The organism is Pantoea eucrina (genome assembly GCF_002095385.1).
In the GTDB taxonomy this organism is placed as follows: Bacteria; Pseudomonadota; Gammaproteobacteria; order Enterobacterales; family Enterobacteriaceae; genus Pantoea; species Pantoea eucrina.
In genome coordinates, this window is record NZ_MIPP01000056.1 from 1 (window position 1) to 19,676 (window position 19,676).

Below are 19,676 nucleotides of genomic sequence, written 5' to 3' on the forward strand. Positions count from 1 at the left end.
GCTGCAGCGCCCGGTCAGCCCGCTGACGCAGTGGCGCACCGACCGGCAGATGCTGCTGCTGGCGCGCCTGCTGCGCTGGTCGATACAGCGCGGCGCCTGGTCACGGGCGATGCAGCGTATGGGGCGTGACGCCCGCTACCGCTGAAGCAAAGCCAGACGCTCAGCGCGAGCGCAGCCGCACTTTGAGAGTTTTACCCTTGTCTCACATGGCGCGAGTGCCGATCCTGCTCTATTCTCGGGGAAAATGGATCCCTCCAGGCATTGTCGAGGCGTTATGACCAGTTACCCTCTGATTGCTGAGGTGCCGAATCAGCAACATACTTTAACCGCGATCGTCGAACAGGATGCGCGCACCGCCTATTTTTATATCTGGCCCAACGACCTGTTTCGCAGCCAGTACGCTGTTCGCGGCTGCTGGCTGCGCAACCTTCTGCCGGCACCGGCAGAGGAAGATCGCGAAGCGATGGAGCAGGGGATCGCGCCGCTGCTGAGCGCAGAGTATTGCCGCACGCTGGAGGCGGAGCCGATGCTCGATCCCGCAGGCCTGCAGGTACTGTGGGAGCCGGATGATACCGGTGCTGCCCTGTGGTACTACGGCCAGCTGCTGGCGGTGATCCCCGGCTGGAGCCTCTATCAGAGCAAACAGGTCAGCTTCTCAGCCGGCTGTATCAGGAAAAACCGCCTGACGGCGCCGCTGGGTTCCGCCTCCACCAATGAATACTATGCGCGTGCTGAGCAGCAGCGTCACTTCTGGCGCGACTGGCACGACGACCAGCAGTGGGAAAAAATCCAGCATGAAATGCTGCAGGTCTACCAGGCGCGGTGGGGTGAGTCGGTCAAATATTATGCTATCGATCAGGGCAGCTGGCCGCCGATGGCGCTTTCTCAGCACTGGCATAACGGCGTCTGGTATTTTGTCACGCTGGGAATGAGCATTCGTCCGATGCCGCAGGTCGATTATCTGTTTGAAGAGCTGGCTCCCCAGTACCGGCGGGTTGAGCTGGCGCTGGCGGTAGATGGCGAGGTGATGACCGAGGCCAACGCGGTGCAGATGGCGAGCGCGCTGGCTGAGTTTGCCCATCTGCCGTGGGCGCGGCTGACGTGGATTGGCGAAGGGCATACGCTGGCATCTGAAGTGGCGCCGGTCGGCTTTGAAAGCTTTCTGCTGGCTAACGCGCTGGCACCGGAGGCGGTGTCGCTGCGATTGCCGAAGCGCGACGGCGATCGGCCGGAACTGCTCTGGGCGACGCCGATCACCGAAGCGGAACGCCACTTTGCGCAGTCGGATGAACAGGGCGGACAGCAGCTGCTTCAGCGGCTGCTGGCGGAGGGCAACAGCCATATCTTCCGTCCGCGTCAGGAGGTGGTGGCGCCGCCTCAGTAAACGCCCGCCCTTCTTCTGTGAAGAGGGGCGCGCTGTCTTCAGGCAGGCAATTCTCCGCTCTGCTTATCGCCGGTTATTCCTACCCTGTAAAAATAGTCACCCGATTCAACTATTTGCTTTTTTTGTGATCCCGCGCCTCTCAAGTTCCCCATTAACACGCCGTTAACCTCGATCAGGCAACTCGCCAACCAGGGTAAGGGCATCCGAATGTTTAAAACGACACAATCCCGTTTTACCGCGACGCTGGTCGCATTTTTTGTTGTGCTGATGCTGGTCACTGTACTGGTGATCAATCAGTTTATCGCACCGCAGCTGAGTCAGAATGAGAGCCGCCTGGTGCGCTATGAAGTTGATGGTCTGGCCGGACGCATTGTTGAACAGATGAACCGGGTTCAGGCGCAGCAGCGGGCGATAACGGAAGCAGCGGGCGTGATGGAGAGCGCAACGATAGAGACGCTGCTGCCGGCGCTGGTAAACCAGTACCAGGACAGCAACGTATTTGGCGGCGGGATCTGGCCGCTGCCGAACCGGCGCGATCCGGCAAAAGAGAAAGACAGCACCTTCTTTGCGCGCAACGCCAGCAATCAGCTGCAGGTCAATACTTACTGGAACTCTGATGCGGCCGATAAGTACTGGGAGCAGCCGTGGTACAAAGCAGGTATAGCCGCAGCAAAAGGGCAGTGCGCCTGGGCCAAAGCCTATCAGGATGCGGCCAGCCCGCAGCCGCGTACCAACTGTGCGATGGCTATCTATCGCGACGGCAGCGTCTGGGGCGTCGCCACAATCGATGTCACGCTGGGCTTTTTTAATCAGCTGGCGAAGCAGATGGGTGACGCCATTAAAGGCCGCGTGCTGATTGTTGAAGCGGATGGCAAAGTGGTCGGGAACGCGGCGCTGCTGGACGGTGCGCCAAAGCTGGAAAACCTGAGCGATACCCGGCTGCCGATGGCCGCTGCGCTGAAGTCGCTGCTGACGCAGGCGGGGAGCGAGCCGGCGCAGACAACGTTTAGCGGTGAGGATGGTGAGCATACGCTGTTCCTGCAGGCGATCCCCGGCAGCCCGTGGTATCTCGCCAGCGACGTCCCCTCCAGCCTGCTGGATGCACAGACGCACAGTATGCTGACGCGGCTGGGCGTGGTACAGATCCCGCTGGCTATTATTCTGCTGCTGGTATCGCTGGGCTTTGTCCGCGCAATGATGAAGCGTCTGGGCGTGCTGCACAAAAATATTGAAGCACTCTCAACCGGCGGCGCGACCTCACACAGCGCCTGCCTGCCAGCAATAGCCCGGAATTTAACGCCGTGGCTGAGAGCTTTAACCAGTTCATCAGCTACCTGCAGGGGCTGATGCGTCAGGTGGGCGACAGCGCGCTGGCGATCACGGCGGCCTCGCGCGAAATTGCCAGCGGCAACGCCGATCTCTCTGCGCGCACCGAATCGCAGGCCAGCTCCATTGTCGAGACGGCAGCCTCAATGGAGGAGCTGACCGGCACCGTGCGCCAAAACGCCGATAACGCCACCCACGCCAATCAGCTGGCTGACGGCGCAGCCACCGTGGCGGCGCGCGGCAGTGAAGTGGTGCGTCAGGTCGTGACCACTATGGGGGAGATCCACCACTCATCGCGTAAAGTCGTCGATATCATCAGCGTCATCGACAGCATCGCGTTTCAGACCAACATTCTGGCCCTGAACGCGGCGGTTGAAGCGGCGCGCGCCGGAGAGCAGGGGCGCGGTTTTGCGGTGGTGGCCTCAGAAGTACGCAACCTTGCGCAGCGCTCAGCTAACTCAGCGCGCGAGATTAAAAAGCTGATTGAAGAGTCAGTGGCAAATATTGATACCGGCAGCCAGCTGGTTGAGCAGGCGGGACAGACCATGGATGAGCTGATGCAGGGCGTCAGCAGCGTCACCACCCTGATGAGCGAAATTATGTCCGCCAGCCGTGAGCAGAGCATGGGTATCGATCAGGTTAACGTCGCGATCACGCAGCTGGATGGCAGCACGCAGCAGAACGCCGCGCTGGTAGAGCAGGTCTCTTCAGCCGCGCGTGCAATGGAGGAGCAGAGCGTGCAGCTGGAACAGGTGGTGCAGAGCTTCAGACTATAACCGCACTCATCACTATTGCGGCGGCTTACAGGCTGCCGCAATCTCATTGTGCTTTACCTCTGCATACCTTCTTCTTCGCCGATTCAGATTATGCCTGCTAAGCTTATTTTTTACCGCGCCAGCGCACGAAACGTGCGCCTTTTTCTCCGCTGCTGCCACGGCGATTGTGTACAATAGCAGGGATTTTTCTGAAGGAGCCCTCATGCCTGCCATAGAAGTTATTCTTGTTGACCACCTCGATCGTCCCACCGGCAAGATGGAAAAGCTGGAAGTGCATGAAAAAGGCTTACTGCATCGTGCAGTAACGGTTTACGTGTTTAATTCGCGTCATGAGCTGCTGCTGCAGCGGCGTGCCAGCAGCAAATACCACTGCGGCGGACTCTGGAGTAATACCTGCTGCAGTCATCCGTTTCCGCAGGAGCCGACGCTCGATGCCGCTGAGCGCCGTCTGCGTGAAGAGATGGGACTGAACCTGGCGCTGACGCCGGTATTTGAGCTGAGCTACAACCTGCCGCTCAGTAACGGCCTGATTGAACATGAGTATGGACACGTCTTCTTTGCCATCAGCGATGAAGAGCCGGTGCTGAACCCGGAAGAAGCGGACGCCTGGTGCTACCGTTCAGTCGGGCAGATCCAGCAGCAGATGGAGACCGAGCCGGAACAGTTTACGCCATGGTTTCTGCACACCTTCCCGCGTATTCCGCATACGCTGGGTGACTTTCGCCTCACCGCCTGACACGCCCCTCTCTCCGGACACACCTCGCGCCTTCTGTGCGGGGCAATTTTTGCCCGGCTTAACAAAACAGACGTAAAATCTGCGCTTTTTTCCCGTCGCCTGCTGCGCCAGGCTACGCTTGTTTATCACCGGGTGCTAAACAGGGCATAAGGAAAACATCATGATTAAACAGGGGTTACTGGGGCTGATTGCCCTGTCGCTGAGCATGGGCGCGGCGCACGCCGCCGATGCGGTCAAGGTCGGGTCGAAAATCGATACAGAAGGCTCGCTGCTGGGCAATATTATTCTGCAGGTGCTCAATAAGCACGGGGTCAAAACCGTCAACAAAATTCAGCTCGGCAATACGCAGGTTGTTCGCGGTGCCATCGTCGCGGGCGAGCTGGATATCTATCCGGAATATACCGGCAACGGCGCTTTCTTTTTTAACGATGAAAAAGCGAGCGCGTGGAAAAATGCGCAGCAGGGTTATGAGAAAGTCAGACAGCTCGATGCAGAGAAGAATCATCTTATCTGGCTGACGCCGGCACCCGCCAATAACACCTGGACCATCGCCGTGCGTGGCGACGTGGCGCAGCAGAATAAGCTGAACTCGCTTGACGATCTCAGCGCGTATCTGAAACAGGGCGGCACGTTCAAACTGGCTGCCTCTGCGGAATTTATTGAACGCGGTGATGCCCTGCCGGCGTTTGAAAAAGCGTATAACTTCAAACTCAATCAGTCGCAGCTGCTTTCGCTGGCAGGCGGCGATACGGCGGTCACCATTAAAGCCGCGGCGCAGAAAACCTCTGGCGTCAATGCGGCGATGGCGTACGGAACGGATGGCCCGGTCGCGGCGCTGGGTCTGCAGACGCTGAGCGATCCCAAAGGCGTACAGCCAATCTATGCGCCGGCGCCGGTCGTGCGTGAAGCGGTACTGAAGCAGTATCCGCAGATGGCAGAGTGGCTGCAGCCGGTGTTCAGCAAGCTGGATGAAAAAACGCTGCAGCAGCTTAATGCGCAGATTGCGGTAGAAGGGCAGGATGCCAGCCAGGTCGCAACCGCGTGGCTGCAGCAGAACAAGTTGCTGTAAAAGGTGCGACAGCTGCTGCTGCGCCCCGGCCGTCAGCCGGTCACGCTGCTGCTGACGGCGCTTATCACGCTGACGCTGCTGACGCTGCCATTTCTGCGCTTTGCGGCTAACCGGCTGGTATCGGGCGAGCCGCTGATGGTGTGGCAGGTTGCGCACGCCGGCTGGCTGGCGCTGCCGATCGCGCTGCTCTGGCTGAGCCTGTTCGGGCCGCCGGGCCGGCGTACGGCTCTGCTAACCCTGCTGGGCGCGCAGGGTCTGTTTGCACTGCTTATCGGCCTCGGCGGCAGCGGTGCCAGCGAGCTGGCGCGCAGCAGTTCGCCGCTGGCGCGCACGGCGTTTGGCAGCGGTTTATGGTGTGCGGCCGGATTATCGCTGCTGCTGGCAGCAGAAGCGATCAGAGCAATAAACCGGCAGGCTGTCTGGCGCATTCTGCTGAATCTGCAGACCGGCGTGCTGCCGCTGCTGCTTTTACTGACCGGCTGGCTGGATCAGCTGTCGCTGCTGAAAGAGTATGCCAGCCGCAGCACCACGTTCCATGCGGCCTTTAGCCAGCACCTGCTGCTGGTCTGCGGTACGCTGGTGCCGGTGCTGCTGGCGGGAGTGCCGCTGGGGCTGGCCATTGCGCGCCGTCCTGGCTGGCAGCGGCCGGTATTCAGCCTGCTGAATCTTATCCAGACCATTCCCTCTGTGGCGCTCTTCGGCCTGCTTATTGCGCCGCTGGCCGGGCTGGCTGCACATTTTCCCGTACTCGGCCGTTTTGGCATCAGCGGTATCGGTATGGCGCCGGCGCTGATTGCGCTGGTGCTCTATGCGCTGCTGCCGCTGGTACGCAGCGTGGTGGCCGGGCTGGAGCAGGTGCCGCCTGAAGTACGCGAAACCGCACGCGCCATGGGCATGAGTTCCGGACAGCAGTTCTGGCAGGCGGAGCTGCCGCTGGCGCTACCGGTCTGGCTTGCCGGTTTGCGGGTGGTGGTGGTGCAAACCGTGGGTCTGGCAGTCGTGGCGGCGCTGATTGGTGCCGGCGGCTTTGGGGCTATCGTCTTTCAGGGATTGCTGAGCAGCGCGCTGGATCTGGTTCTGCTGGGGGTGATCCCGGTAGTGGCGCTGGCGGTACTCTGTGATGCGCTGCTGCGGCTGCTGTCCGCGCTGCTGGAGAGAAAAGATGATTGAATTTCATAACGTGAGCAAACAGTTTGCCGGTAAAACGGCGATTTCCGATCTCTCTTTGCAGATCGGCCAGGGGAGTTTTACGGTTCTGATCGGCACATCCGGCTCCGGTAAATCGACCCTGCTGAAGATGATCAACCGGCTGGTGGAGCATGACAGCGGCGAGATCCGCTTTGCGGGCGAGCCTATCGGCCAGATGAACGTCCGCGCACTGCGCCGGCGCATCGGCTACGCCATTCAGTCAATCGGCTTATTCCCGCACTGGAGCGTGGCGAAAAACATCGCCACCGTGCCATCGCTGCTGGGCTGGCCCGCACAGAAAATTGCGGCACGGGTGGCAGAGCTGCTGGCACTGCTGAATCTCGATCCCCGGCTGGCGACCCGCTATCCGCATCAGCTTTCCGGCGGGCAGCAGCAGCGGGTAGGGGTAGCGCGCGCGCTGGCTGCCGATCCGGAACTGCTGCTGATGGATGAGCCTTTCGGGGCGCTCGATCCGGTAAACCGCCAGGCGCTGCAGCAGGAGATGCTGCGCATTCAGCGGCTTACCGGCCGCACCATCGTGCTAGTGACGCACGATATTGATGAGGCGCTGACGCTGGCTGACCAGCTGGTATTGATGGATAACGGTAAGATTGTGCAGCAGGGCGCACCGGTTACGCTGCTGACGCAGCCCGCCAGCGACTTTGTCCGCAACTTTTTTGGCCGCAGCGAGCTGGGCGTGCGGCTGCTGGCGCTGGGGCAGGCGGGCAGCATGGCGCGCCGCGGCGAATGGGTTGATGCCGAGCCTATTACCGCTGCGCTGTCGCTGCGTGAAGCGCTGTCGCAGTTTATCGCGCGCGGGACCGATACCTTACCGGTGGTGGATCAGCAGCAGCAGCGGGTGGGCGTGCTGCATTTCAGCGATCTGCTGCGCCCGCGGGAGGCGCAATGAAGCGCCTGTTACGCGAGCCGCTTAGCTGGCTGATTGCGCTGTTTTTACTGCTGCTGTGGGGATTACCGCACAGTGAAGCGCTGTTTGCCTGGTGGTTTCCCCGGCTGGAGCGTCCGCTCTATCAACAGGAGAGCTTCTGGCGTCTGACGCTGGCCCATCTCTGGCTGGTCGCCAGCGGCACCCTGCTGGCAACGATTGTGGGCGTGGGCGGAGCAATTTTTGCCACGCGCCGCGCTGGCGAGGCGTTCCGGCCAACGCTTGAGACGCTGGCTGCGGCAGGACAGACCATTCCGCCGGTTGCGGTGTTAGCGATTGCCGTACCGGTGATGGGATTTGGCGCAACGCCTGCAATTGTCGCGCTGTTTCTTTATGGCGTACTGCCGGTATTGCAGGGGACGCTGGCGGGTATTGAGAGCGTGCCGGCCAGTAACCGGGAGATCGCAACCGGGCTTGGCATGGGGCCGTGGCGGCGCCTCTGGCAGATTGAACTGGCGCTGGCTGCGCCGGTGATGATGGCGGGTATACGCACATCGGTGATGATCAATATCGGGACTGCGGCTATCGCGTCAACGGTAGGCGCGGCCAGTCTGGGTTCGCCCGTTATCATTGGTCTGAGCGGCTTTAACACCGCCTATGTCATTCAGGGAGCCATACTGGTTGCGCTGCTGGCGCTGATCTGCGACCGGCTGCTGGAGCGGGTGCAGCGCTGGTTTACCGGGTATGCAGAATAAGGCTGTAGCCTACCAGCATCATGCCACCCATACCGCCTATCGCCATGATGGCGAACAGCGTACCGATAAAAATTTTATTCCAGTTCATTGCAGTACCTGATTAATGCCGTGAGTCAGGCATGATAACGCGCGCCCGGCAGAGGAAAAAGGCCTGACGTGCGGTTTTACATTAAGCCGGTTCGTGCATCTGTATGGAAAACCCCTGCGCCTGCCAGTGTTCAAACTGCTCCTGCTGACGCCGCGTTGGCCGTTTCCCGGTCCAGATAAACAGATGCTGTCCCGGAAAGAGCTCAGGGCGCGGCATATCCAGCGGTTCAGCCAGCACATCCATGCGCCAGCCGTGCTGTGCCAGACGCCAGGCTTCCAGCCAGATTCGGGTGCGATCTTCCACGGCCCAGCCGATAATCAGCGCATCTTTACCTGGTTTTTTGCGGGCACCCGCCAGACAAAACGCGACGTAATCGATGATAGCGCCGTCCAGCAGGCTGCACATCGTGCGGGCAGTGTTTTGATCGAGACCCAGACGCTGGCGTACCGGCACAAAAACGTGATCGATCAGTGCATCAATCGGATGCTCACGACCGATGGTGGCAATCTTGGTGCGCAGCTTTGACGCGCGGACGTGGCGCAACACGCTCATCAGCTCTTCCTGCAGCGCAGTCCAGCCGTCGTGCACGTTGACCGTTTCACCCTCAAGCAGCGCTTTTACTTTACCGACGGGCACGCCGCTCTCTATCCAGCGTTTAATCTCTTCGATACGCTGAACATCTTCATCATCAAATTGTCGATGACCACCTTCGGTGCGCTGAGGCTTTAACAGACCGTAACGTCGCTGCCAGGCGCGAAGTGTTACCGGGTTTATTCCACAGCGCTCGGCAACATCGCCGATACTGTATAAGGCCATAATGTCCTCAAATATTGCGACCTGCATAAAAACACCTTAACCGTCGGGGCTGCCTTGTACAATCTTTATTTTATTGTACAACTTGAGTTTTTTCCCGATTTTCGGTTAATTCTCAAATAAGAGAGCGATTTCTCATATCTGAGAGGGCACTATGTCAGTAACTGAAACGGATAACCGGCTGGCGCTGCGGCTCGCTGAGCTTCGCGAACAGCAGGGCTGGTCGCTGGATGAACTCGCTCAGGCGACAGGCATCAGCCGGGCCTCATTGTCGCGCATTGAACGCGCTGAGACCAGTCCTACCGCAGCATTGCTTAACCGGTTATGTCGTGCTTATGGCGTGACAATGTCACGTCTGTTGCAGGAGGTCGAAGATGAGACGTTGCTGCTGATAAAAGCTGACCAGCAAACCTGCTGGCGCGATCCCGATAGCGGCTTTCAGCGTCGCACCCTTTCTCCTCCCGCAAGGCAGTTTAAAACAGAATTGATTGAAGGGGTACTCCCGCCAGGCGCACATATTTACTATGACACGCCTCCCCTTCAGGGGCTTGAGCAGCATATCTGGCTGCAGAGCGGCGGCTTAACGATTGTGATGGAGCAGCAGCGCTGGACGCTGGCTGCCGGCGATTGCCTGCGTTTTCACCTGACGGGACGCTCCGCCTTCAGCGCCGATGCGCAAGCGGGCGCCCGCTATATTCTGGCGGTATGCAAACCATGATCACGTTTTCTCAGCTTACTGCTGCCAGCGCAGCACACGCTATCGCTCCGCTGAGCGATCTGCTGCAGGCCTGTGTCGCAGACGGTGCCAGCGTGGGCTTTACCGACGCCGGCGATCGGCAGGTTATAGAGCGCTTCTGGCAGGCGAGAGCCGCTGCGCTGGCAGATGAAAGCCATATTTTGCTGGTGGCCTGGCAGGATCAGATCCCGGTGGCGACCGTAACACTAAGCGGCAGCCCGATGCCTAACGGTTATCACCGCGCAGAAATCAGCAAGCTGCTGGTGCACCCGCAGCGTCGACGGCAGGGCATTGCGCGTCAGCTGATGCTGCAGGCGGAAGACCTGGCCCGGGCGCAGAAAAAAACGCTGCTGGTGCTGGATACCCGCAGCGGAGACGTGGCCAGCCAGCTCTATCTCTCTCTGGGCTGGCAGAGCGCCGGAGAGATACCGCACTATGCCTGCTCAACGGAAGGGGTTATGGAGGCGACCACCCTGATGTACAAACTGCTGTAACGGACAGCGGGTGCGAAAAAAGATGCGCTGAGGCTGACGCTGCCAGATTACTGTGTAAAAATACAGGCCGGATTAACTCAACAGTAATAATTATGGCTCTGACAGCAGCGATTAAAAGCCAGATTGCGCAATGGTATAAGGCGCTGCAGCAGCAGGTTCCTGACTTTATCCCGCGCGCGCCGCAGCGCCAGATGATTGCCGAAGTGGCAAAAAGTCTGGCGGGCGATGAGGGGCGCCATCTGGCTATTGAAGCCCCTACCGGCGTGGGTAAAACGCTCTCTTATCTGATCCCCGGCATTGCGGTAAGCCGTGCCGATGAAAAACGGCTGGTGATCAGCACAGCTAACGTGGCGCTGCAGGATCAGATTTTCACCAAAGATCTCCCGCTGCTGAAAAAGATCATCCCCGATCTCACCTTTACGGCGGCCTTTGGCCGCGGACGCTATGTCTGCCCGCGTAATCTGGCCGCGCTGGCCGCCAGCGACGATCAGCAGGGCGACCTGCTGTTCTATCTGGATGAAGAGGCGGTGACCGGCTCAAAAGAGGAGCAGAAAATCTGTTCCGGGCTGGATAAAGATCTCAGCCGCCATATATGGGATGGCCTGCGCGATCACGCGGAGAAGGCGATCGATGACAGCCTGTGGCGGCGCCTCTCGACCGATAAAGCCAACTGTCTGGCTCACCACTGCCGCTGGTATCGTGAATGTCCCTTTTTTGTCGCCCGGCGCGAGATTGAACAGGCTGACGTCGTCGTCGCAAACCATGCGCTGGTAATGGCAGCTATGGAAAATGAGTCGGTGCTGCCGCCGGCAAAGCATCTGATGCTGGTACTGGATGAGGGCCACCATCTGCCGGAAGTGGCGCGTGACGCGCTGGAGATGAGCGCCGAGATCACGCCAGGCTGGAGCGGGCTGCAGCTCGATCTCTTCATACGGCTGGTGGAGACGATCATGGCGCAGTTCCGCCCCAAATCCCCCCCGCCGCTGACCAATCCTGAACGGCTCAAACAGCACTGCGAAGAGATGCGCGAGCTGCTGCAGGCGCTGAGCCAGGCGCTCAATCCGCTGCTGCCGCCCGATAATCAGCCGGGTGAGTTTCGTTTTGTGCTGGGGGAGCTGCCGGAAGCGCTGCTCACGCTCTGTGCGCGACTGTTTAAGCTTAGCGACGCGCTGCGCGGTCTGAGTGAGGGGCTGCTGAATGAGCTGGGCGAGCAGACCGGTAAGGCGGATATTATGCGCCTGCATAAAGCGATTCTGCAGCTCAACCGGCACTTTGGCTGGTTTGAAGCCATCAGTAAACTCTGGCGGCTGGCGGCGATGGAAAAAGCCTCAAACGCGCCGGTCTCTAAATGGGTTACGCGTGAACTGCGCGAGGGGCAGGTGCACCTGCTGTTTCACTGCGCCGGGATCCGCGTCAGCGACCAGCTGGAGAAGCTGCTGTGGCGTAAAATTCCGCATGTGGTCGTGACATCAGCCACGCTGCGTTCGCTCAGCAGCTTCAGCCGCCTGCAGGAGATGTCGGGACTGAGTGAGAAAGCGGGCGATCGTTTCGTGGCGCTCGATTCTCCGTTCAATCATGTCGACCAGGGCAAGCTGGTGATCCCGCAGATGCGCTATGAGCCGCTGCTGGCAAACGAAGCTGAGCACATCGCCGAAATGGCGCGCTTTTTCCGCCAGCAGATGGCGGAAGGGGAACATAAAGGCGTGCTGGTGCTGTTTGCCAGCGGACGGGCGATGCAGCAGTTTGTTGCGCAGCTGCCGGAGCTGCGTCTCACGATGCTGGTGCAGGGCGATCAGCCGCGCTCCCGGCTGGTGACGCTGCATCGCGAACGGGTGGCCGCAGGAAACAGCAGCATTCTGGTGGGCCTGCAGTCGTTTGCCGAAGGGCTCGATCTTAAAGGCGATCTGCTGTCGCAGGTGCATATTCATAAAATCGCTTTCCCGCCGGTAGACAGTCCGGTAATTTTGACCGAAGGCGAGTGGCTGAAAAGCCTGCGCCGCTATCCGTTTGAAGTCCAGAGCCTGCCCAGCGCCTCGTTTACGCTGATACAGCAGGTCGGGCGCCTGATCCGTAGTCATCACTGTTTTGGTGAGATTGTGATCTACGATCGCCGTCTGCTCAGCAAAAGCTACGGTAGCCGGCTGCTGGCGGCGCTGCCGGTGTTTCCGATCGAGCAGCCTGCGGTGCCGGAAGAGCAAAAAAGCGCCAGGCGCAAACGAAAAGCCTGAGTAGCCGCGCTGAGCGGCTACTCGTTCCGGCCGCCGCACTGCGGCGCGCCCAGAAAGCAGGAAGCGTAACTATGGAACTGAATAAAATTATTAAAGAGATCGGGCGCGGTAAAAACCATGCGCGCGATATCGATTTCGACACTGCGGTGGCGCTCTACAGCGCCATGCTGGCAGACGAGGTGCCGGAGCTGGAGCTGGGTGCGATCCTGATTGCGCTGCGGATTAAAGGCGAAGGAGAAGCGGAGATGCGCGGTTTCTATCACGCCATGCAACAGCGTATGCTGCGGCTGCAGGCGCCGGCCGGCCGGCCGATGCCGATTGTGATCCCCAGCTATAACGGCGCGCGCCGTCAGGGCAATCTGACGCCGCTGCTGGCGCGGCTGCTGGTAAAACTGGGCTTTCCGGTGCTGCTGCACGGCGTCAGCGAAGACGCCACGCGCGTAACCAGTGAAGCGGTGCTTGCCGCATCAGGCATCGCGGCGGTAACGACCGCCGCGCAGGCGCAGGCAGCGCTGGATAACGGCGAGCTGGCGTTTATCACCATCGATAACCTCTGTCCGCCTGTGGCCAGACAGCTGGCGCTGCGCTGGCGGATGGGCGTACGCAACAGTGCGCATACGCTGGCAAAGCTGGCCACGCCGTTTGCCGAACGCGCCGCGCTGCGTCTTGCCAGCGTGTCGCATCCTGAATATGTGCCGCGCGTCGGCGCATTTTTCCAGGCGATAGACGCGCCCGCTATTCTGCTCAACGGCACGGAAGGCGAGGTGTATGCCAGTCCGCTGCGCTGTCCGGCGATCAACTATATTGCCGGCGCAGCGGGTGAGGCGCAGATCTGGGTTGAGCGGCAGCCGGAGCGTGTGGAAGCGCTGCCGGAGAACAAACAGGCTGAAACCACCGCGCGCTGGAGTGATGAGGTGCTGAACGGCACGCGTGCCGTGCCGCAGTCGCTGCGGCTGCAGCTCGCCTGCTGCCTGGTGGCAACGGGTGAAGCGGCAAACTTATCTGCTGCTGAGATCAGGCTGCAGCAGGCGGGCATGTAAGCGCGGTGCAGGGCGTGCTGCGCACCCGGTTTAGCAGACGGCAGCGGCTCAGCGTTTCGCCAGTACGCTCTCCACCAGTTTCTGCCAGAAAGTAATCCCCACCGGCAGCAGCGCATCATTAAAATCGTAGCTGGCGTTATGCAGCGGCGCAGAAGGCACCTCGCCGTCGGCGCCCAGCCAGAAGTAGGCGCCCGGACAGGCTTCCAGCATACAGGCGAAATCTTCTGACGCCATCGACGGGCTGCACGCCCATTTTACCTGCGCGTCCCCCAGCATCTGCTCCGCCACCTCGCGCACCTGCTGTGCCGGGGCAGGGTGATTTGCGGTCACCGGATAGCCGGGATACCAGTGAATGTCACCGCTGACGCCAAACGGTCGCGGCAGCGCGGTCACAAACTCTTCAATCAGGCCGCGCACCCGCTCGCGCACCTCCGGCTGCAGACAGCGTACCGTGCCGCGCAGCGTGATCTGCTCCGGGATGACGTTAATCGCCTCGCCGCCGTGGATCTGCGTCACGCTCACCACGGCGGACGCCAGCGGCGAAAGGCGGCGTGAAGGGATGGTCTGCAGCGCCAGCACCAGCTCAGCCGCCACGACCATCGGATCGGCGCCGCTTTCCGGCATGGCCGCATGACAGCTGCGGCCGGAAAGGGTGATCTCAAAGGAGTCGAGCGACGCCATCATCGCCCCCGGATTCACCGCCAGCGTGCCGAGCGGCAGTCCGGGCCAGTTGTGCATCGCATAGACGGCATCCATAGGGAAGCGCGAGAAAAGACCTTCTTCTACCATGCGGCGTGCGCCGCCGAGGTTCTCTTCGGCGGGCTGAAACAGAAAGTGGATGGTGCCGCTGAAATCGCGCGTGGCGGCGAGCTGGCAGGCGGCGGCCAGCAGAATAGCGGTATGGCCGTCGTGACCGCAGGCGTGCATCACGCCGGGCCGGGTCGATTTCCACGCCGCGCTGCCTTTTTCTGTGATCGGCAGCGCATCCATATCAGCGCGCAGCCCAATCACCGGCCCCGGACCGTTCTCCAGCGTACCAATGACGCCGGTGCCCGCTATGCCGCGGAATACCTGAAGCCCGGCCTGCTCCAGTACGCGGGCGACCAGCTCGCTGGTCTGCTGTTCCTGATAGCCCAGCTCAGGCAGTTGATGTAACTGATGACGCCAGTTAAGGGCATTTTCCAGCAGGAGAGCAGGCAGACTCATAACAGAGGGCTCCGTTTGCAACGCGCGCCAGCGCAGGGGATAAGTCATCACTGTAGTGATATGTCGCCGGAGCGTCTATCGCTAAAAGGAATAATTTTGCTATAGATTATATCCTTGTGGAATATACAACCCTCCCTGATAGCGGCTACGCTTCCCTGCGTAAACGGCCGTTACGTTAGCATCGGCAGGTTCAGCCCGTGCCGCACGGCGCACGCCTGCGCCTGCGCGTAGCCGGCATCGGCATGGCGCATTACCCCGGTGGCCGGGTCATTCCACAAAACGCGCGCCAGCCGTGCATCCGCCTCCGGCGTACCGTCACAGACAATTACGACGCCGGCGTGCTGGGAAAAACCCATGCCGACGCCGCCGCCATGATGCAGGCTGACCCAGGTGGCGCCACCGGCCGTATTCAGCAGCGCGTTAAGCAGCGGCCAGTCAGAGACCGCGTCCGAGCCGTCGCGCATCGCTTCCGTTTCGCGGTTAGGCGATGCCACCGAACCGCAGTCGAGATGATCGCGGCCAATCACCACCGGCGCTTTCAGCTCGCCTCTGCGTACCATCTCGTTGAACGCCAGCGCGGCCAGATGGCGTTCGCCCAGTCCGAGCCAGCAGATACGGGCGGGCAGGCCCTGAAAAGCGATACGCGCCTGCGCCATGTCGAGCCAGCGATGCAGATTGAGGTTATCCGGAAACAGCGACTTTAATTTTGCGTCCGTTTTATAAATGTCTTCCGGATCGCCCGAGAGCGCCACCCAGCGAAACGGGCCTTTGCCCTCGCAGAACAGCGGGCGGATATAGGCGGGAACAAAACCAGGGAAGTCAAAAGCGTTGCTGACCCCCTCGTCCAGCGCCACCTGCCGGATATTATTGCCGTAGTCCACGGTCGGCACGCCCATATGGTGAAAATCGAGCATGGCCCGGACGTGCACCGCCATGGAGGCGCGCGCCGCCTGTTCAACGCCTTTCGGATTGCGCTGGCGCTCCGCCTGCCAGCGTGCCACCTCCCAGCCCTGCGGCAGATAGCCGTTGACCGGATCGTGCGCAGAAGTCTGATCGGTCACGATATCGGGGCGTATGCCGCCGGCGCGGGCGCGGTTTACCAGCTCCGGCAGGATCTCCGCCGCATTGCCCAGCAGGCCGACAGAGATCGCCTCTTTTGCCGCCGTGGCCTGTTCAATCAGCGCCAGCGCCTCATCCAGCGTACGCGCTTTGTGATCGAGATAGCGGGTGCGCAGGCGAAAATCGATGCGCGACTCCTGGCACTCAATCGCTAATACGCAGGCACCCGCCAGCACGCCGGCCAGCGGCTGTGCGCCGCCCATGCCGCCGAGGCCTGCGGTGAGGATCCAGCGACCGGCAAGATCGCCGTTATAGTGCTGGCGGCCCGCTTCGGCGAAGGTCTCAAACGTTCCCTGCACAATGCCCTGGGCGCCAATGTAGATCCACGAGCCGGCGGTCATCTGGCCATACATCATCAGGCCGGCGCGATCCAGCTCATGAAAATGATCCCAGTTCGCCCAGTGCGGCACCAGGTTAGAGTTAGCCAGCAGCACGCGCGGTGCGTCGGCATGGGTGCGGAATACGCCCACCGGTTTACCGGACTGGATCAGCAGCGTCTCATCCGGCTGCAGCAGGCGCAGCGAGCGCAGGATCTGCTCAAAACAGGGCCAGTTACGTGCGGCTTTGCCGATGCCGCCGTAGACCACCAGATCGTCCGGACGTTCGGCGACATCGGGGTCGAGGTTATTCTGGATCATGCGCCAGGCCGCTTCGATAAGCCAGTTAGCGCAGTGCAGTTCACTGCCATGCGGGGCACGGATTTCGCGGGCCACGGCCTGCGTCAGGGTTTCGCTCATGATTCACTCCTTAGTGCTGGTTCTGGCGCTGGCTCGGCAGCAACGTTATTAGCGCGTCGGGCCACTGCGTGCCCGCAGCCCACAGACGCATCGCTTCGATATCGGGTGCCAGCAGGCGGTCGCTGGCAAGAAACGCCACCCTGCTGCGAATGCGCTGCATCTCCTGTTCAAGAATGGCCGAACTCTGCAGCGGCCGGTGAAACTCAATGCCCTGGGCTGCGGCCATCGCTTCAATGCCGACCACCGCAGCGGTGTTAAAACACATCTCCCCGAGACGGCGTGCTGCATAGGTGGCCATAGAGACGTGATCTTCCTGATTCGCTGACGTAGGCAGGCTGTCTACGCTGCCAGGGTGCGCCAGCGATTTGTTTTCTGATGCCAGCGCGGCAGCGGTCACCTGGCAATCATAAAGCCGGAGTTGACGCCGCCATCCTGCACCAGGAAAGGTGGCAGGCCGGAGAGAGTACTGTCGAGCAGCAGCGCCAGGCGGCGCTCGGAGATAGCGCCTATTTCGGCCACGGTGAGCGCAATAATGTCAGCCGCAAACGCCACCGGCTCGGCGTGGAAGTTGCCCCCGGAGATCACTTCACCGCTGTCGCTGAAAACCAGCGGGTTATCGGAGGCGGCATTGGCCTCAATCTGCAGGACGCGCGCGGCGTGGCTGAGATTATCAAGGCAGGCCCCCATCACCTGCGGCACGCAGCGGACAGAGTAGGGATCCTGGACGCGTCCGCAGTGGGTGTGCGACTGCAGGATCCCGCTGCCGCTGAGCAGCGAGCTGACGGCGGCGGCGACAGCGATCTGGCCAGGCTGGCCGCGCGCCTGATGAATGCGCGCATCATAGGGTTTAACCGAGCCTTTAATCGCCTCCAGCGAGAGCGCGCCCGCCATCAGTGCAGCAGCAAAGAGATTTTCCGCTTCAAACAGGCCGCGCAGCGCCAGAGCAGTTGAGACCTGGGTCCCGTTCAGCAGCGCCAGCCCCTCTTTTGGCCCGAGCACAACCGGCGTCAGCCCGGCGCGCGCCAGGCCTTCCGTTGCCGGTCGCCGTTCACCGGCAATGCGCACCTCGCCTTCACCCAGCAGCATCAGCGACAGGTGTGCCAGCGGAGCCAGATCGCCAGACGCGCCCACTGAGCCTTTGGCCGGAATAGAGGGCATAACGCCAGCGTTAAACAGCGCCAGCAGGGCATCCACCAGCTCAATACGGACGCCGGAATGACCGCGCGCCAGACTGATAATCTTGCTGGCAACCACCAGACGCGTGACGTTATCCGGCAGCAGATCGCCGAGGCCAACGCTGTGCGACAGCACCAGGTTACGCTGCAGCTCAGCCAGGCGGGCAGCGGGAATTTGCGTCTGTGCCAGCTTGCCAAAGCCGGTATTGATGCCATACACCACTCTGCCGGACGCGACGATATCGTCGACGGTCGCATGGGCGCGGTGAATAGCACTGCGCGCCGCTGGCGTCAGCTGTAACGTCACCGGCTGCTGATAGATAGTGCGCAGGGTCGCGAGATCCACCTCACCGGGTTCCAGGCAGATTTCCTGCAGTGCATGCGACATGATCTACTCCTGTATATACAAGTAAGTGGCGGGAAAAGTCACGCTTCTTAACGCCATGCGTCAGGTTACTTCACCCGCGGTAAAACGAGTGAAGCACAGGTTTGTTATTCCTGTCTATACAAGTAGCAAGCGCTATGCCAGTTTCACTGCAATTTGTGAAATGTGCCGCACTGCGGGCAGGCAGGCTAATCAGCCAATTTGATGCACGCTAAAGCAGCAGCCTCTGCACCCGCAGCCGCTGCGCTGCACTACTGCATGTCTATACATCTGCCTGGCGGAACAGTAAACTTTCCTTCTCAGAGCAGAAAGGAACAGCAGATGACCGAGCAAACGGCACTGGCGCAGTTAGCCGCCGCAATGGGCGATGAACCGGCACCGATTTACCAGCGCGTCAAACAGGCGATTATCAGCCAGATCCGCGCGGGAGAGTGGAAAGCCAGGCAGCGTGTGCCCTCCGAGAGCGAGCTGGTCAGCGAGCTGGGCGTGAGCCGGATGACCATCAACCGCGCGCTGCGTGAACTCACCGCCGAGGGCTACCTGCTGCGTATGCAGGGGGTGGGCACCTTTGTCGCGGAGATGAAAGGCTACACGGCGATGCTGGAGGTGCACAATATTGCGGATGAGATTGCGCAGCGCGGTCATCAGCACCGCTGCCAGATCCTGACCCTGACGCAGGGGCGGGCGGATCCGGAGCAGGCGGCGCTGCTGGGGATGCGCACCGGCCAGCCGCTGTTTCATTCGCTGATGGTGCATTACGAAAACGATCTGCCGGTACAGCTGGAAGATCGTCTGGTGAACCCGCAGATGGCGCCGGACTACCTGAAGCAGGATTATCACAGCGTTACCCCTTATACCTATCTGATGCGGGTCGCGCCGCTGACCGCCGGCGAGCATATTGTTGAGGCGGTACTGCCCGATTTGCGCCAGCGCAGGCATCTCGCGCTGGAGGAGCACGAACCCTGCTTATTGATTCGGCGGCAGACGTGGAGCGACAGTAAGATCGTGACCTATGCGCGGCTGCTCTATCCCGGCTCGCGCTATAAGCTGCTGGGACGTTTTAAAGGACACGGCTGAGCCGGCACCAGAGCAGCAGGGCATCGCAGCTCTGCGGTGTCAGCGTCAGTGGCTCATCCAGCCACCAGATCCCCTGCGTCTGGTGCAGGACCTCGCCGGAGGCGTACTGCCACGCACCGGCTAACACATACGCCACCCCGTGCCGGCTCTGCTGCTGTGCCTGCTGCAGGATGCTGACCTCCGCCCGCCAGCTGTCGCGGCGGGTCATGATATTGAAATCGCTGCAGCGGCCGTGCACTGTCGCCTGCACCGGGGCTTCTCCGGCGAAGCGCCACGCTGACAGGGCTGCAGCCGGTGCGTCAGCCCGCCGCTCTGCAGCAGCGGGCTGTCGCCCTGCAGCAGGGTAATCACCCGATCCACGCCAGGAAACAGCGAAAAAGGGCCGCTGGCGTCAAGCGTGGCGATGCTGGCCCGCCAGGCGAAATCCGCCGCGCCGGGGGGAAAGCTGACGATTTCGC

Annotated in this window: 14 protein-coding genes and 3 pseudogenes; 12 read left to right on the top strand and 5 right to left on the bottom strand. The window is 61.0% G+C overall.

All coding sequences use genetic code 11. From position 1 onward, the window contains the following. Window positions 1-274: 274 nt before the first annotated feature. The 7 genes and pseudogenes from HA43_RS17030 to HA43_RS17060 all read left to right on the top strand — a co-directional run bounded on the left by HA43_RS17030 (window position 275) and on the right by HA43_RS17060 (window position 8,120). Complete coding sequence (locus HA43_RS17030; protein WP_039383365.1) at window positions 275-1,384, top strand: suppressor of fused domain protein; 1,110 nt, start codon at window positions 275-277, stop codon at window positions 1,382-1,384. A gap of 207 nt (window positions 1,385-1,591) precedes the next feature. Next, a pseudogene (locus tag HA43_RS17035) lies at window positions 1,592-3,486 on the top strand (methyl-accepting chemotaxis protein). A 202-nt stretch (window positions 3,487-3,688) separates the two neighbouring features. Then, the gene (gene idi, locus HA43_RS17040) at window positions 3,689-4,222 is read left to right on the top strand and encodes an isopentenyl-diphosphate Delta-isomerase (protein ID WP_039383369.1); all 534 of its coding nucleotides are present in this window, start codon (window positions 3,689-3,691) and stop codon (window positions 4,220-4,222) included. Between the two features lie 160 nt (window positions 4,223-4,382). Beyond that, window positions 4,383-5,291, top strand: coding sequence for a glycine betaine ABC transporter substrate-binding protein OsmF (gene osmF / locus HA43_RS17045; protein ID WP_071669013.1), 909 nt, complete (start codon window positions 4,383-4,385; stop codon window positions 5,289-5,291). A 3-nt stretch (window positions 5,292-5,294) separates the two neighbouring features. Next, window positions 5,295-6,461, top strand: coding sequence for an ABC transporter permease (locus tag HA43_RS17050; RefSeq protein WP_094112192.1), 1,167 nt, complete (start codon window positions 5,295-5,297; stop codon window positions 6,459-6,461). Further along, window positions 6,454-7,389 (top strand): ABC transporter ATP-binding protein, encoded by a 936-nt coding sequence (locus HA43_RS17055; RefSeq protein ID WP_039383375.1) that lies wholly within the window; start codon window positions 6,454-6,456, stop codon window positions 7,387-7,389. Before HA43_RS17050 ends, HA43_RS17055 begins: the two co-directional genes overlap by 8 nt. Next, on the top strand, window positions 7,386-8,120 hold the full coding sequence (locus HA43_RS17060; protein WP_039383378.1) for an ABC transporter permease: 735 nt from the start codon (window positions 7,386-7,388) through the stop codon (window positions 8,118-8,120). Before HA43_RS17055 ends, HA43_RS17060 begins: the two co-directional genes overlap by 4 nt. Before the next feature lie 169 nt (window positions 8,121-8,289). Here the strand turns inward: HA43_RS17060 and HA43_RS17065 are convergent, their stop codons facing one another. Then, window positions 8,290-9,024 (bottom strand): MerR family transcriptional regulator, encoded by a 735-nt coding sequence (locus HA43_RS17065; protein WP_039385767.1) that lies wholly within the window; start codon window positions 9,022-9,024, stop codon window positions 8,290-8,292. A 151-nt stretch (window positions 9,025-9,175) separates the two neighbouring features. On the opposite strand from HA43_RS17065, the gene HA43_RS17070 reads away from it, so the two are divergent. From HA43_RS17070 to ybiB, 4 genes are all read left to right on the top strand, one after another. Continuing rightward, a complete protein-coding gene (locus HA43_RS17070) occupies window positions 9,176-9,739 on the top strand; it encodes a helix-turn-helix domain-containing protein (RefSeq protein WP_094112193.1) in 564 nt (187 codons plus the stop codon). Beyond that, window positions 9,736-10,251 carry a GNAT family N-acetyltransferase gene (locus HA43_RS17075; RefSeq protein ID WP_039383382.1) on the top strand — a complete coding sequence of 172 codons (516 nt, stop codon included), beginning with the start codon at window positions 9,736-9,738 and terminating at the stop codon, window positions 10,249-10,251. The genes HA43_RS17070 and HA43_RS17075 overlap by 4 nt, the downstream gene beginning before the upstream one ends. 92 nt (window positions 10,252-10,343) lie before the next feature. After that, window positions 10,344-12,479: an ATP-dependent DNA helicase DinG gene (dinG, locus tag HA43_RS17080; RefSeq protein ID WP_094112194.1), complete on the top strand. Its 2,136-nt coding sequence runs from the start codon at window positions 10,344-10,346 to the stop codon at window positions 12,477-12,479. Window positions 12,480-12,550: 71 nt separating this feature from the next. Beyond that, window positions 12,551-13,519: a DNA-binding protein YbiB gene (gene ybiB / locus HA43_RS17085; protein WP_039383385.1), complete on the top strand. Its 969-nt coding sequence runs from the start codon at window positions 12,551-12,553 to the stop codon at window positions 13,517-13,519. Window positions 13,520-13,567: 48 nt separating this feature from the next. Here the strand turns inward: ybiB and HA43_RS17090 are convergent, their stop codons facing one another. The 3 genes and pseudogenes from HA43_RS17090 to hutH form a co-directional block, all read right to left on the bottom strand. Next, a complete protein-coding gene (locus tag HA43_RS17090) occupies window positions 13,568-14,725 on the bottom strand; it encodes a M20 aminoacylase family protein (protein WP_071669016.1) in 1,158 nt (385 codons plus the stop codon). 170 nt (window positions 14,726-14,895) lie between these two features. Further along, the gene (gene hutU / locus HA43_RS17095; protein ID WP_094112195.1) at window positions 14,896-16,581 is read right to left on the bottom strand and encodes a urocanate hydratase; all 1,686 of its coding nucleotides are present in this window, start codon (window positions 16,579-16,581) and stop codon (window positions 14,896-14,898) included. Between the two features lie 10 nt (window positions 16,582-16,591). Beyond that, window positions 16,592-18,144: pseudogene (gene hutH / locus HA43_RS17100) on the bottom strand (histidine ammonia-lyase). Between the two features lie 318 nt (window positions 18,145-18,462). Here hutH and hutC point away from each other — a divergent pair. Further along, on the top strand, window positions 18,463-19,218 hold the full coding sequence (gene hutC, locus HA43_RS17105; RefSeq protein WP_039383392.1) for a histidine utilization transcriptional repressor HutC: 756 nt from the start codon (window positions 18,463-18,465) through the stop codon (window positions 19,216-19,218). Here the strand turns inward: hutC and HA43_RS19460 are convergent. After that, window positions 19,202-19,671 (bottom strand): annotated as a pseudogene (locus tag HA43_RS19460) (HutD/Ves family protein). The gene hutC and the pseudogene HA43_RS19460 sit on opposite strands and share 17 nt — an antisense overlap. Between the last annotated feature and the right edge of the window lie 5 nt (window positions 19,672-19,676).

Bases quoted from the DNA above. Each gene is read 5' to 3' on its own strand.
- HA43_RS17030 (WP_039383365.1), top strand. From the start codon at position 275: ATGACCAGTTACCCTCTGATTGCTGAGGTGCCGAATCAGCAACATACT.
- HA43_RS17060 (WP_039383378.1), top strand. From the start codon at position 7,386: ATGAAGCGCCTGTTACGCGAGCCGCTTAGCTGGCTGATTGCGCTGTTT.
- osmF (WP_071669013.1), top strand. From the start codon at position 4,383: ATGATTAAACAGGGGTTACTGGGGCTGATTGCCCTGTCGCTGAGCATG.
- idi (WP_039383369.1), top strand. From the start codon at position 3,689: ATGCCTGCCATAGAAGTTATTCTTGTTGACCACCTCGATCGTCCCACC.
- dinG (WP_094112194.1), top strand. From the start codon at position 10,344: ATGGCTCTGACAGCAGCGATTAAAAGCCAGATTGCGCAATGGTATAAG.
- HA43_RS17070 (WP_094112193.1), top strand. From the start codon at position 9,176: ATGTCAGTAACTGAAACGGATAACCGGCTGGCGCTGCGGCTCGCTGAG.
- hutC (WP_039383392.1), top strand. From the start codon at position 18,463: ATGACCGAGCAAACGGCACTGGCGCAGTTAGCCGCCGCAATGGGCGAT.
- HA43_RS17075 (WP_039383382.1), top strand. From the start codon at position 9,736: ATGATCACGTTTTCTCAGCTTACTGCTGCCAGCGCAGCACACGCTATC.
- HA43_RS17055 (WP_039383375.1), top strand. From the start codon at position 6,454: ATGATTGAATTTCATAACGTGAGCAAACAGTTTGCCGGTAAAACGGCG.
- HA43_RS17090 (WP_071669016.1), bottom strand. From the start codon at position 14,725: ATGAGTCTGCCTGCTCTCCTGCTGGAAAATGCCCTTAACTGGCGTCAT.
- ybiB (WP_039383385.1), top strand. From the start codon at position 12,551: ATGGAACTGAATAAAATTATTAAAGAGATCGGGCGCGGTAAAAACCAT.
- HA43_RS17065 (WP_039385767.1), bottom strand. From the start codon at position 9,024: ATGGCCTTATACAGTATCGGCGATGTTGCCGAGCGCTGTGGAATAAAC.
- hutU (WP_094112195.1), bottom strand. From the start codon at position 16,581: ATGAGCGAAACCCTGACGCAGGCCGTGGCCCGCGAAATCCGTGCCCCG.